Source organism: Nitrospiraceae bacterium, assembly GCA_021373015.1.
Lineage (GTDB): Bacteria > Nitrospirota > Thermodesulfovibrionia > Thermodesulfovibrionales > UBA1546 > JAJFTJ01.
In genome coordinates, this window is the sequence record JAJFTJ010000007.1 from 154,514 (window position 1) to 168,253 (window position 13,740).

Annotated in this window: 14 protein-coding genes; 1 reads left to right on the plus strand and 13 read right to left on the minus strand. The window is 38.2% G+C overall.

The features are described from left to right. Nucleotides 1-82 precede the first annotated feature (82 nt). From LLF28_04735 to htpX, 4 genes are all read right to left on the minus strand, one after another. Nucleotides 83-1,195 carry a hypothetical protein gene (locus tag LLF28_04735; GenBank protein ID MCE5194751.1) on the minus strand — a complete coding sequence of 371 codons (1,113 nt, stop codon included), beginning with the start codon at nt 1,193-1,195 and terminating at the stop codon, nt 83-85. 28 nt (nt 1,196-1,223) lie between these two features. Further along, on the minus strand, nt 1,224-2,453 hold the full coding sequence (locus LLF28_04740) for a pyridoxal phosphate-dependent aminotransferase family protein (GenBank protein ID MCE5194752.1): 1,230 nt from the start codon (nt 2,451-2,453) through the stop codon (nt 1,224-1,226). Next, nucleotides 2,414-3,382 carry an NAD(P)-dependent oxidoreductase gene (locus tag LLF28_04745; protein MCE5194753.1) on the minus strand — a complete coding sequence of 323 codons (969 nt, stop codon included), beginning with the start codon at nt 3,380-3,382 and terminating at the stop codon, nt 2,414-2,416. Before LLF28_04745 ends, LLF28_04740 begins: the two co-directional genes overlap by 40 nt. Nucleotides 3,383-3,470: 88 nt before the next feature. Then, nucleotides 3,471-4,316 (minus strand): zinc metalloprotease HtpX, encoded by an 846-nt coding sequence (gene htpX, locus LLF28_04750; GenBank protein MCE5194754.1) that lies wholly within the window; start codon nt 4,314-4,316, stop codon nt 3,471-3,473. A gap of 198 nt (nt 4,317-4,514) precedes the next feature. Here htpX and LLF28_04755 point away from each other — a divergent pair, with 198 nt between their 5' ends. Further along, entirely contained in the window at nt 4,515-5,399 is an 885-nt protein-coding gene (locus tag LLF28_04755) for a LysR family transcriptional regulator (GenBank protein MCE5194755.1), read from the plus strand. 51 nt (nt 5,400-5,450) lie between these two features. On the opposite strand, the gene ccsA is transcribed toward LLF28_04755, so the two are convergent. The 9 genes from ccsA to LLF28_04800 form a co-directional block, all read right to left on the minus strand. Next, on the minus strand, nt 5,451-6,923 hold the full coding sequence (gene ccsA / locus LLF28_04760; protein ID MCE5194756.1) for a cytochrome c biogenesis protein CcsA: 1,473 nt from the start codon (nt 6,921-6,923) through the stop codon (nt 5,451-5,453). Nucleotides 6,924-6,974: 51 nt separating this feature from the next. Next, nucleotides 6,975-8,549 (minus strand): cytochrome c biogenesis protein ResB, encoded by a 1,575-nt coding sequence (locus LLF28_04765; protein MCE5194757.1) that lies wholly within the window; start codon nt 8,547-8,549, stop codon nt 6,975-6,977. 121 nt (nt 8,550-8,670) lie between these two features. Then, nucleotides 8,671-9,018, minus strand: coding sequence for a hypothetical protein (locus LLF28_04770; GenBank protein ID MCE5194758.1), 348 nt, complete (start codon nt 9,016-9,018; stop codon nt 8,671-8,673). 131 nt (nt 9,019-9,149) lie between these two features. Continuing rightward, nucleotides 9,150-9,554, minus strand: coding sequence for a hypothetical protein (locus tag LLF28_04775; protein ID MCE5194759.1), 405 nt, complete (start codon nt 9,552-9,554; stop codon nt 9,150-9,152). 271 nt (nt 9,555-9,825) lie between these two features. Then, a complete protein-coding gene (locus tag LLF28_04780) occupies nt 9,826-11,172 on the minus strand; it encodes a HAMP domain-containing protein (protein ID MCE5194760.1) in 1,347 nt (448 codons plus the stop codon). Then, nucleotides 11,165-11,866, minus strand: a complete 702-nt coding sequence (locus LLF28_04785) for a response regulator transcription factor (GenBank protein MCE5194761.1) — start codon at nt 11,864-11,866, stop codon at nt 11,165-11,167. Before LLF28_04785 ends, LLF28_04780 begins: the two co-directional genes overlap by 8 nt. Next, on the minus strand, nt 11,866-12,345 hold the full coding sequence (locus LLF28_04790) for a cupin domain-containing protein (protein ID MCE5194762.1): 480 nt from the start codon (nt 12,343-12,345) through the stop codon (nt 11,866-11,868). The genes LLF28_04785 and LLF28_04790 overlap by 1 nt, the downstream gene beginning before the upstream one ends. 6 nt (nt 12,346-12,351) lie before the next feature. Further along, nucleotides 12,352-12,543, minus strand: coding sequence for a UPF0175 family protein (locus LLF28_04795; protein MCE5194763.1), 192 nt, complete (start codon nt 12,541-12,543; stop codon nt 12,352-12,354). A gap of 95 nt (nt 12,544-12,638) precedes the next feature. Then, a complete protein-coding gene (locus tag LLF28_04800) occupies nt 12,639-13,664 on the minus strand; it encodes a zinc-dependent dehydrogenase (protein ID MCE5194764.1) in 1,026 nt (341 codons plus the stop codon). Nucleotides 13,665-13,740 lie beyond the last annotated feature (76 nt).

Consider the following 13,740-nt stretch of genomic DNA (forward strand, 5'->3'; position numbering starts at 1 on the left):
TCCTCCTGCATTTTTGGAATTTTAATGCTGTGATTTCATATCATACATTTTTTTTGCTGGTCAAGAAAACAATAAAAGTATTTTATAATTTTTTTTCATATATCCTGTATTTTTTATAAAGCCTGCCGCCTATCATCTCGACGAGCTGTTGTACAGGTTTATTATCTTCTAATATCCATGAGAACTCAACTCTTTTGTAATTTCCTGTTTTTATTCCCCTGAATCCTTCTCTGAAAAGGATGGCGTCCACTCCTCTGAACCTGTATTCTTCCTTAATGCCAAGAAGCAGCATCCTCAAGTCTTTTATTTTTCTCGAATAATAAAGTGCTTTTACAATTGTGATTGGATTAAGCTTTCCTTTCATTTGTCTCAATACATAATTAAAATCAGGGAGCATGCCCATAAACCCGACAGGTCTTGAATTATGTTCAGCGATCAATGTAAGTTCAGGGACAACTATATCTTTTAATCGTTTTCCGAGATGATCAAGCTCCTCGTCAGTCAAAGGTATGAATCCCCAGTTATTTTTCCATGCGGAATTATAAATATCCTTGAATGCTTCCATTTCGGCTTTAAAATTCTTTTTATTCACAGGCCTCACTGTAATTCTTCTTTTTTCTGCTATTGCAGCGACTCTGAGTATTTTTTCAGGAAGCTCGGATTCTACGTTATATATATAGCCATACAGGTCTTTTGATTTTAGCATTCCGCAATTTTCCATCAGATTATTGTAATAAGGCATGTTATAAGATGTCATAAGCATTGGCGGTTCATCAAACCCATCTGTAAGAAATCCGCAGTACTCATTAGTCGAAAAATTCATCGGTCCTCTGATTGTTTCCATCCCTTCATTTTTGAGTTCTTCAGATACCCTTTTTAGTAATGCGGATGATACTTCAGTGTCATTTAAGCATTCAAAGAAACCAAAGAACCCAGTTTTCTCATTGTGAAATTCTATGTGTCTTTGATTGAGTATTGATGCGATTCTGCCGGATACAACGTCATTTTTTTCTGCAATAAAGAATTTGACCTTAGCGTGGTTAAAGAAAGGATTTTTAGATGAGAAATCTTCTTTGATCTCTTTTATGAGAGATGATACATACAGTCTGTCTTTGGAATACAGATGAAATGGAAGATTTATAAACTGATCAAGACTTTTCTCTGTATTAGCCTCTATAATTTTTACGGGATACAAGAGGGTATATTCTCTATAGAGATTTAAACTACTTTATTAACCCCAGCGATTTCCCAACTTTTGCAAAAATATCAAGCACTAAGTCGAGGTGTTCATCAGTATGAGTAGCCATATAGCTTGTTCTTATCAGTGCCTTGCCTGCAGGGACCGCAGGGTTCACTGCAACGTTTGCAAAAATCCCTTCTTCCTGAAGCATCATTGCCATTTTAAAGGCATTCTCATCTTCTCCTACAATCACAGGTATTATAGGAGTTTCGCTTGGACCTATTTCAAAGCCGAGATCCCTGAAACCTTTAAGCATTTTGTTTGTATTCTTCCATAGTTGTTCTCTGCGCTCAGGTTCATTCTCGATAATGTCAACAGCAGCGCTTACAGCAGCTATTGATGCAGGAGGAGGGCTTGCGCTGAACATTAAAGAGCGAGCAAAATGTTTTATATAATGTATTATATTTTCATCCCCTGCTATAAATCCACCGATTGATGCAAGAGATTTACTGTATGTGCCCATTATAAGGTCAACATCTTTTTCGAGTCCAAAGTGTTCTGCAGTACCGCGTCCGGTTTTTCCAAGGACTCCGATGCCGTGTGCATCATCAACCATCAGCCTTGCATTATATTTTTTTGCAAGTTCTACGATATCAGGAAGTTTTGCAATGTCACCTTCCATGCTGAACACGCCGTCAACCACTATGAGTTTTGTTCGATCTTCATTTTCTTTTAAGACACGATCCAGATCAGTCATGTCATTATGTCTGAATTTTTTAACCTCGCCGTAAGAAAGCTTACAGCCGTCGATTATGCTTGCATGATCCATTTTATCGATTATCACGAGGTCATTTTTACCAATAAGCGCAGACACAACTCCGAGATTAACCTGATATCCTGTTGAGAAAACAAGCGCTGCATCTTTTCTCATGAATTTCGCAAGTTTATTCTCAAGGTCTACGTGTATATCAAGGGTTCCATTTAGGAAGCGTGAACCTGCGCAGCCGGAACCATATTTTTTAACAGCTTGTATTGCGGATTCTTTTATCTTTGGATGGCTTGTAAGTCCGAGATAATTATTCGATCCTATCATGATCATTTTTTTGCCGTTAATGATCACGACTGGATCCTGTGCGCTCTCAATAACTCTGAAATAAGGATAGATGCCGAAAGATATTAGTTCTTTTGCCTTTGTGAATTTAAGACACTTTTCAAAGATGTCTGATGATTTTTTTACAGCCATTGATGAATCCTGTACCAATCCGCTGTCCATTTAACACCTTCCTTTATTCTGACTTTTGGACTAAAGCCTAATTCGTTTTGTGCCTTTGACGAATTGCATGTCCAGTAAGAGTATTGTAACTCTTTTATTTTATCAATGTTAATAATACTATCTTTGCTTATTTTTTGTCCAATATTTGCTATAAGGGGCATAATAAATCTCGGTATCTTGAATTTTACAGGTTTTGTTTCTACAGCTGAAGATATTTCATTTACTATATCTTCGTTTGAATAGACTCTATTGTCTGAGAGATAATAAACCTCGCCTGACTTGGAATCATTTTCAGCAGACAGCGCTATCCCTTTGGCAAGGTCTTCGACATAAATTAAAGAATAATAACAGCTCCCCCAGCAGAAAGATATTCCCTTTTTTACAAGCTTGAAAAGCGTATACATGTCCCGGTCTCTCGGACCGTATACTGCGGGAGGTCTGATAATAATAACAGGCATTTGATCTTTATATTTTAGGACTCTTTTTTCACCCTCAAGCTTACTCTTGCCGTAAGAAGAGACGGGTCTTGGTTCAAATGATTCATTGAGAGGTTTTCCGTCATGACTGGGGCCTGCTGCAGCAAGACTGCTAAGATAAACAAATTTTTTGATACTGGGATTTTTTTCTGCCACTGTCTCTATCAGATTTTCAGTGCCCTTTGCGTTTATGTGAAAAAAATTTTTTGCATCAAAGGTTTTTGTAATGCCTGCAAGGTGGAACACATAGTCGAAGTCTGCGTCTGCTATTGAATCGAGAAGAGATTGCTTGTCTGAACAGTCGCCGTAAATAAGTTTTACATCAAGATCTTCAATCCAGCGGAGATTAGATGTTTTTCTTACAAGACAGGTTACTTGATGCCCTTGTTTTAATAATTCCTCAACAAGGAAGCTGCCTATAAATCCAGTCGCGCCTGTAACAAGGGTTTTCATAATTTAGAGTGGCTTATTCTGCGTGATATTCTCTCTAAGAGTAAAGTATATATCAGATATTTTTTGATGAAACAATAAAATAATCTCCTTAAAGGTTCATTGATTCTAGAAGTGCAATTCTTTTTTCCATAGGAGGATGCGTGCTGAAAAGTTTTAGAAGACCTCCGCCTGTTAGTGGATTGACTATAAACATATGAGAAGTTGCCGGATTTGCATCCATTGGTATCTGCTGGGATGCGAAATGAAGTCTTCTGAGCGCACTTGCCAACGACCTGGGGTTTCCTGCAAGGCGTGCGCCGCCTTCGTCAGCTGCATATTCTCTCGAGCGGGATATTGCCATTTGAATAAGCAGGGCAGCAATAGGCCCCACAATCATCATTGCGATTGCTGCGACAGGACTGCTGCCGCCTTCTTCGTCGTTGCCTCTATGTCCGCCAAATAATGCAGCCCACTGTGCCATCTGTGCAAGATAACTTATTGCAGCGGCAATAGTTGCAGCAATGGTGCTTATAAGAATATCTCTATGCTTTATGTGTGCAAGCTCATGAGCTATAACGCCGGTAAGTTCTTCGCTGCTCAGAATTCGCATTATACCGGTTGTTACGGCTACAGCAGCATGATTAGGATTTCTTCCAGTTGCGAATGCATTAGGCTGCTCTTGTTCCATAATATAAACCTTTGGCATTGGCATTTCTGCTTTTTGTGCGAGTCTTCTGACTATTCCGTAAAGTTCCGGTGCTTCTGATTCTGTTACTTGTTGTGCACCGTACATTTTAAGAACAATTTTATCACTGAACCAGTATGTAAATAAATTCATTAATACTGCAAAAATAAGAGCTATTGTCATTCCCTGTTTTCCGCCCAGCGCTGCTCCGGCCCATACAAGTAACAGGCTTAAGAAAACAAGCAAGAATAATGTTTTTATACTATTCATATTTACCTCCTACTGAGTAAACTCTCATGCGGCATTTATTATGCGGTATCTTTTTAATATTTTCAAATCATTATAGCTTATCAAGGATTTTGGTTGCAAGATTTAAAAAAGACATTTTTTTATTAAAATAATTGAAGCATTCTTAAATAATTTTTCCAATTTGTTACAATTACACAAAAGCACCAAAGGAGATTTTAAATGGATATACATCATTTAAAAATTTTTCTTTCTGTATATAAAAGTAAAAGTTTTTCAAAGGCTTCAGAACTGGTATCTCTCACCCAGCCTACAATAAGCGAACATATAAAGAAATTAGAAACAGATCTTAACTGTAGATTATTTGACAGAATGGGGAAAACAATAATTCCTACCAAAGAAGCAGATATGCTCTACAATTTTGCAACAGAGATAGTTGAAAAAGCTGGCAATTTCAAAGATGCTTTAAAAAATTACAAAGGAAAAATTACAGGCGAACTTGCAGTGGGCGCAAGCTCTATTCCCGGCACTTATATATTGCCCCGGGTAATAGGATTATTCAGAAAAAAATATCCTTCTGCCACTTTTCAAATATTCATATCTGATACAAAAGATGTTGTTACAAAGATAATGAAACACGAACTGCTGTTAGGAGTTGTGGGATCAAAATTTATTAACAAGGAGATAAATTATATCCCATTTATGGATGATGAGCTGATTGTAATCGCATCACCGCATTTTGGCATAAAAAAGAACATATCTCTCGGCGAATTGATAAAGTTTCCATTGATTATGCGGGAAGAAGGTTCCGGCACAAGAAGAGAATTTGAAAAGTTTCTGGATAGCAAGGGAATAAGTATTGACAGACTGAATATTACAGGGTTTTTCAATTCAACTGATGCTGTTAAACAGGCTGTTAAGGCCGGACTTGGTATTTCTGTTATTTCAAGAATAGCTGTTGCTGACGAACTGAAGACCAAACTTCTAAAGGAAGCAAAGCTGGATGATTTTAAAATAAAAAGAAATTTTTATTTGATTACACATAAGAAAAGGACTATTCCCAAAATCTATAATATATTTATGGATTATATCTCCAGACAAAAATAAAAAATGGCAGACCGTTGAAACGGTCTGCCATTTTAGATTCAGCTGATATTATTATTCCATGCTGCCGTAAGAATGCAGTCCTGAAAGCAGGAGGTTAACGCCTAGATAAGTAAAGATGACAATAGCAAAGCCAATTACTGCAACAACAGCAACTTTTTTTCCTTTCCATCCCCTTAGCAGCCTGCTGTGCAGGTAGAATGCATAGACAAACCATGTTATGAGCGACCATGTTTCCTTAGGATCCCATCCCCAGTATGTTCCCCATGCCTGATCTGCCCATATAGCTCCGAATATCAGGCCGCCTAGAGTAAAGACAGGGAATCCTACTGAAATGCTCTTGTAGGTAATCTCATCCAGAAATTCATGAGAGATATTTACCTTTGAAATAATGTTTTTTAAGAATGATCCATATCGCCATATGCAATAGAGAAATACTATAAGTAGTGTATAGCTTATTACAACAATAACAGGTGAGGCATTCATCAATGTGGCTCTGAGTGTTATGCTGTTCCCGTGAGGGGGCGTCACTTCCATTACCTTGAAAACAATAAAATCCAGCCCCATTGCAAGAAGCAAAAAGGCGAATATGCCCATGCTTAATGTCCAGAACAGATAGTATTCTCTTTTCAGCGTCAGATATTTAATCATCACTATTCCCAGGAAAAGCAGCATGCCTACTACACCCATTGCGCTTCCTGTAAATGAAGCAGCTTTTGAAAGCGTCCCCATATGTCTTACCTGTGCTACCTCATCAGCCTTGATAACCTGTAGTTTAACAAGCTGGATAAGTATGAATATGGCAGCAATGCTTACTAGTGAAAGGCCTATAACGCTCAGAACTGCCTTTAGCTTTTTGTTTGAGGAGCTGCCATCTTTTTCGAATATGCGTTTTGTAATATCTATATTGAGCTTCAAATCAACGCCCAAGACTAAAGCAAAACTTATAATCCAGAGTCCGATTGTTTCAGGGCTTTGTGAAGTCAGGCCAAGAAGCAGCCCGAAGACTGTGAATAGTATCCAAAATGTATTTTTTCTTTTTTGTGTCTCTGAAGTGGAGATGAGATACATAAGCCCTGTGCTGAAAGATAATGCAAATGCTGAATAGGCTATAAAGCTCATCATAACGTGGGCCAGAAGCCAGTTGCTCTGAAGCGCCGGGACCAATGGCTGTATTTCTTTTGACATTCCTGAAAGGTCTATAAATGCAAGCGCCAGACCTGCAACCGGAGTTATGAATGCGCCAAAAGAACGGTTCTTGTATTTGAATTCAATTACCAGATATCCAAGTATGAGACACCAGACAAAAAATATCAGGGACTCATACAGATTTCTTAAAGGCACGCTTCTGATAAGAGATATTATAAATGTACTGTCAGGCGTGAGTGCTGTCCACTGCGCATATGATTCTGCCCATCTGATAAGAAATGCAAATGTCTGAGAAACAAATCCAATAATTGTGAGTGTCGTTGCTGTTACTCCAACCTGCTGGTTTCTGGATGCAAGATAAGTTATGTAAACTATCATTGCAAGAATATAAGATATTGTTGCTATTCCAAATAAGGCAGAGCTTCCCATTTATTTTCCTCCTGCTGCTGATTTGCTTAAAAAATTAACTATCTTGTCAATCTTTCTTTCAAAGCCTTCCCTGTTTTTATTGGCAGTAAAAGCAAAAAAAACACGTGTGTTGTTTTTCTCTTCGACTAATTTTGCCCATAATCTTCTGTGGCTCGTGAAAAATGCGATATACAATCCTATCCCTATTAAAAAGCATCCGAAATACACTATAACAACACCAGGGTCTTTTCTTACCTGCAGCCCTGTTGCCTCAACTCCCCAGTAGTCAATGAACTCTATCACTTGCCCGTCAGGGAGTGTCCATGTCTCAGGATATCTTTTCACAAGCCATCCTGCATATTTGACTTTTCCTTTTTCAGAGAATTCTATGAATACAGCAGGATTTATCAAATTCTGAGCTGTTGCCACTGCCTTGCCCTGTTCGTCAAATGAGAGCGCAGGATTGAAACTCAGCAATTTGCCTTCGATATTTGTGCCGGGGATTGTAAATTTTTCATTAAGACGGAGTTCCTTTTTCCCGGAGGCATGACCGTCTTTTGTTACTATGTTATAGATAAGTTTTGCCTCTGGATTTGAAAATGTTTCATAGCTGGCCTGATAGAAAGTAAATCCCTTATATGCTAAAGGGACATTAACCTCGATGTTTTTTGAAAATATATCTTTCCCTTTTTCCATTATAGTGAGCTCGCTGCTGTATTTCTTCGGCATAGCGGAATCTTTATAAAGATCTAACTGAAAATTATCACATCTCAATGTGAATCCAAGCGGTTTGATGCCGTATTGTTTCATCTTTGCATTTAAGTCTTCTACAGATATACTGAGAGCTTTTGCTGTCTCTTCCAGATTGCCGTCTGATGTTGTCTGAAGTTTCTCAAGTATTTTGTCCATTTCAACTTCTTCTGTTTTTGACATCTGGTTATTCGTGGAAAATGCTATTGAGGTGGCTCTTCCTTCCGGAATTTTGACAAATCCCTTAAACCCGAACACCGTTCCAATTAATGAACCAAGAAGTATAAAAAGTATGCTGAAGTGTGTTATATAAACTCCGAGCCTTGTGTAATTTCCTTTCTCTGCATAGAGCTGATACCCGGAGGATTCTTTTGACTCTGACACATTGAATCCTGATTTTTTTATTGCAGAGGCAACTAAGTCCTTAACAGCATCAGGTTTTCCTTTAAGGGCTATTTCTTTTTTAGAGCCGGCGCTTTTAAACCGCTCTTCAGACATAGGCTTAACCTTGTCTTTGACAAGTTTTAATATTGCAGGAAGTCTGTCTATGGAACATATAATCAGATTAGCTGCAAAAAGCATGAGCAGTCCTATAAACCAAGATGAATGATACATGTCCATAAATCCGAGCTTTTCTGACATGGTATATATCTGCGGAGCAAAGCTATCACCAAATAGTTTGCCGATCGTCTCAAGATTTTTTTCAGCCGAGGCATTTTGTTCGATTAATGTGCCGATTATAGATGTAATGGCAATCAAACCAAATAATATAACTGCGAACGTTATTGACGAAAAAAAACTCCATATTTTGTCGATTATTGTCTGTGTTTTGTCTTTTTGTTCCAATTTTATCTCCTGTGAATATCTGAGGTATGTTTTAAAGTCATATATTTTAATATTTCTTCTTAAAAAATGGTACTATTTTATTGATTGTTTGGTTATCGAAACAGAGAAGCAAAAATTTCACTTAATGAATAGATCTTATCCTGCCTGTTCTCTTGTCAACTATTACAACATCTATCAATGAGTTGTCCTTGCCCAAAATATCTACGATAAAAAACCATTTTCTTTCTCTTATTGTCCCAATCGTGGAATCTGAATCTGAAAAATATTCTTCTACTATCAGCTTTGCCTGCTCTGGTGTATATACTGCTTGTTTTGCTCCGTACCAGTCTCCCTTATAACCAGGACAATAATCACCGTAAGGAGCTTTCTCGCGCCATTTATTTTTAGGAGACTGAGAAAAAGATTCATAAGGAGCGGCAAAGTCTATTGCCAGCATTAAAAAAATTATTAATATTATTATTTTCTTCATTTTATTTATTTTATAACTTTCAGAGTCAATTTTGTTGTCTTATTTTTTCGCTGTTCATTTATCTGATTATCTTGCTGCTTTCAGGAGCGGGCCGGGAAGCAGAGCTTCCCAGCCCTGGAGGGAATAAGAAATTACCATTTATTGAATGGTCCGCCGCCCATCATGCCTCGTCCACCTTTCATGCCGCCCATCATGCCGCGTCCCATTGCAGGGAATCCATTCTTTTGAGCTGCTGTTTGTATCTGTGTTCTGATATCAATCATTTCCTTCTGCAGATCAGCTATGCGCTTAAGATCAGGTGTTGGCTTGGTATATTCGTTCTGTATCTCGATTCTTTTAAGCCACATCTGTTCTCTCAGGCTGGCTGTTTCCTGCTGAAATTTCTTAGCTGCCTCAATATTTATCGGTGTTGTTGTATTTGGTCCGCCTGTAAAACATGTTCCGCATCCACCACCCCATGGACCAAAGGCGTAAACAGCGCTTCCTGCAAATACAACTATTGCTGCAACTAAAACTATAAGTGCAATCTTTTTCATATGTTCACCTCCCTTCATCTTTGTTTTATTGTTTTACTGGTTACAGAATATCAATATATTGTGAAGGAACAGCGAATGAATTATGAAGAATTGTGAAGTTAGCTTATCATGCAGGATTATAGTATTTAAGAGGTTTTATTTTGCCGATATTCGTTTATCAAATAATCAAGAGGAAAAAGCCTCGGAGGTCGATTCGACCGAGAATGTCGATACGACCCTACGAGAGCGAAAATATTGTACCTTTGCTCTTACTACTACTACTAGAAGATAATCAATCCGTGATGTAGAGTGTGAATGTTGAGCCTTTGTCGAAGATGCTTTTTGCCTCTATTCTCCAACTATGTGCTTCGACCAGTTCCTTTACAATTGCGAGTCCAAGACCAAGCCCATCATCAGAAAGCCTGTAAAACCTTTCAAATATATAAGGCAAATGTTCTTCTTTTATGCCGCAGCCAGTGTCTTTTATTTCAAGAAAAGTCTCTGAATCCTGCGCGCCTGTTTTAATTAACACGCTTCCGCCTTTTTTGGTTGCCTTCAATGCATTGCTTAAAAGATTTATAACGATCTGGCTCAGCCTGTCAGGGTCGGCATTGATAATGAGTTTTTCATCGGATTCGAGTTTGATTGAAACGCCTTTGTCCAGAAAAGATTTATTGAATCTTTCGATGATGTTTTTCAGGAAAGGTTTTATTTCTATCAATTGCTTTTTCAGAGTGAGAGAACTAATCTGTGCCTGAGTGAGCTCTTCTATCCCATCAAGAATGTTTTTAAGCCTGCCTGTTTCTTCATATAACGACTGTATCTGCTCTTTATTCATTGGCAGAAGTCCGTCAATTATTCCTTCGAGCTCCCCTCGCATTGCGCTAAGAGGCGTCCTAAGTTCATGCGCAGTATTTGAAATAAGCCTTCTCCTTAGTGACTCCTGCAGCTCAAGGCTTTTTGCCATTATATTAAATGATTCTGAAAGTTTCCCGATCTCATCATTGCCTGTGCTTTTTACCCTGCTTTTAAGATTACCTTCACTTATTTGCTTTGCTGCAGACGCAAGTTTTTTTATAGGTTTTGTTAACCTGCTTGAAAAAATGATGCTGAGTAATATGGCAACACCGCCTAGTGCCAGAAGTGAGACAAATAGAAATTTATTTGTTCTTTTAATAAAAATGTCTTCCTTTTTGTGTTTTAAAAATTTTACCTCTAACGTGCCGATTTCCTTCCCCTTGTGAAATAATTGATAAGGCTCAAAATTCTCAGATCTGTCAGCATTTTTAAAATCTGTTATTGCCATAATTTTTTGCTTCATCAGGGGAGTGACTGTATTCAGCGCTTTTTCTGTATCGATTACAACGGTATCGTTTGTGTCTTTAATTTTTATTTCAAGGCCTTGCATAAGAGCCAGAACAGTGTCTCTGATTATTAAGTCGTTATTCCATCGGAAATTCTTTTCATAGGAACCTTCTATGTCAATCATGACCCTGTAAACTTTGTCTTCCATCTCGCCTTCTTGAAATTTTCTGAAATCTTTAATCATCAGTTCTCTGAGCATAAATGCAGATGAAAGTGCGATTAATGAGACAAGCAGCAATAAAACAAGAAATTTTATCCATAAACTTTTAAACATCTTTTTTCCCTGCAAATCTGTAGCCCACGCCGTAGATTGTTTGTATGAGCGCAGGATTTTTGGGATCCTCTTCGATCTTCTGCCTGATATTTTTAATGTGAGCGTCAATGCTTCTTTCATATCCCTCAAACTGGTATCCAAGCGCTTTTTCAACCAGTTCGTCTCTTGTAAATACTTTGCTCGGATACGAAGCAATCGTGAAAAGAACTTTAAATTCTGTCGGAGTGAGATTCGATAGAGTGCCGTTCTTTTTTACTTCATAAGTCTGACCGTCTATTACAATATTTCCATTATTAAAACTAAGAGGCGCTGTTTCGTCAAAGTCTTTTTTCTGTGATCTTTTTAGAAGCGCTTTCACTCTATAAACCAGTTCTCTGGGTGAGAAAGGTTTTACAATATAGTCGTCTGCGCCGAGTGCGAATCCTGCGATCCTTTCTTCTTCTGAGGATTTTGACGTAAGCATGATTATCGGGAAATCTCCTATCTCTTTTAACTCTTGACACACTTCCTCGCCGGTCATATCAGGAAGCATTAAATCCAGAATAACGAGCATAGGGATTTCTTTCAATGCGGCCTCGATCGCATCTTTGCCTTTTTCGAAATGGGCTGCTCTGAATCCTGCTTGTTCGATATATATTTTTACGACCTTTGCTATCTTTCTGTCGTCTTCTACGATGAGAATATTGCTAAGCACTATATTTTCTCCGCAGAAAGAATCTTTGGCCTGTCCCTTTTTGCGTTTACTATGCAGAAAAATCCAAAGGGGTTTTTATACGGATTTTTTAATTGATGGGGAGTGTCAGGTGAAATATATAAAACATCAAGGTTGTTTATTTCATAAATATTTTTTCCTACTAATGCTTTTCCTTTCCCTCTTACACATATCACAACGTGTTCGTGCCTATGCTTTTCAAAACTGCTTCTGCCCCCTGATGCGATCTCAAAATATCTGAGGTGAAATTTTGCAGTTTCTTCATTATTGCCTATTAATGTCTGCCTTGCAATGTCTGCCCAGTCTTTGCCATGTTGCTTATATTTTTCTATCTTAATTCCCTGCCATTTGAATTGGCCTTTGTGTTTGTATAAAGCGCTTTTGTTTTTTGAAGATATCGCCTTACTTGCTCTTGGCTTAATTCTCCAGTCGCAGGAAATTGGTGGCTTCTTCTTAATCATAAAATCTTAGGCACTTACAGCATCCTGCAAAACATCAGAGTGCCTTTGCATAAGGATACGAATCCCCTGTTTTTTCAGATAAAGGCGGGTACTGACAATATCCATGCCGAGAACTTCAGAAAGTTTGCCGAGGCTTATGAATCCTTCTTTATATGATTCAAGTGCAACTGTTTTTCTGTGCTTTAGAACAGTAAACATTATATTAGTTCTCTTCATACAACAAATATATCGTTGTATCTTATGTAATGCTACCATTGGCTGATTACAGAGGTCAAGAAAGAGGAGGGTAGAAATTACCAAAACACAACCACACTCTTCAGTGAGTCTTTTGCTTCTGCCGTCAGTCTGAAAGCTTCTGCTGTTTTTTCTATAGGAAATCTGTGCGTTATAAGTTTATCAGCCTTTACTGCTCCCTGTTTTATTAATTTGAGCGCTTCTTTTGTGTCATCGGGCCCGCATGAGTAGCTTGTGATTATATTGATGTCCTTAAAATAAATCTCATTTGGATCAATGACTAGTTTTTCATCAGGCTTTGCAGGCGTGAAGAATATAACCTTTCCTCCAGGTGCAGCAGATTCTATTCCCTGCGTCATTGCGCTAGCGCTGTTTGGCCCTACAATCACGATATCTGCCATGTCTCCATGAGTTAATTCTTTAAGAGCGTCCATCAGATTGTCTTTTGACACATCTATTGTTTCATCAGCGCCCAGTTCTTTTGCCTTATTAAGTCTGAACTGAATCATGTCAGCGCCAATTATTCTCATAGCACCGTATTTTCTTGCAACCATAATATTCAACATTCCCATGACTCCAAGCCCGATAACAAGCACTGTATCCCCGCGTCTAATATCTGCTCTTTTAATTGCTTTGACAACACATGCAGTTGGTTCTATTAATGTTCCATCTTCAAAACTAAAGTTACGCGGAAGTTTCAAAGTGTCGTTCTCAAGGTTTATCTCAGGTATAAGAATATATTCAGCAAGCCCTCCGGGAATTATTTTTGTTTTTCTCCATGTCTCGCACTGAACATGATCCCCTCTTTTGCAGAATCTGCATTTCAAACAAGGCGCATGATGGTGAACAAAAACCCTGTCGCCGACTTTGAAGGATTTTACTTCTTTCCCAACTTCTACAATCTCTCCTGCAGGTTCATGCCCTAAAACCAGAGGCGCTTTTTTCTCTATATACCATGGCATCACATCGCCTGAGCATATTCCGCAAGCCCTTGTCTTAATGAGCGCATCTTTTTCTCCGATTAATGCGGCAGGCATATCTTCAATTCGAATGTCATTAAATGAATAAAGCTTTGCAACTTTCATAATTTACCTCTCGTAACATTTTAACGAATCTATTATATATCAATTGTTTGACATAAAAAACTTTTTCGTGATAGAC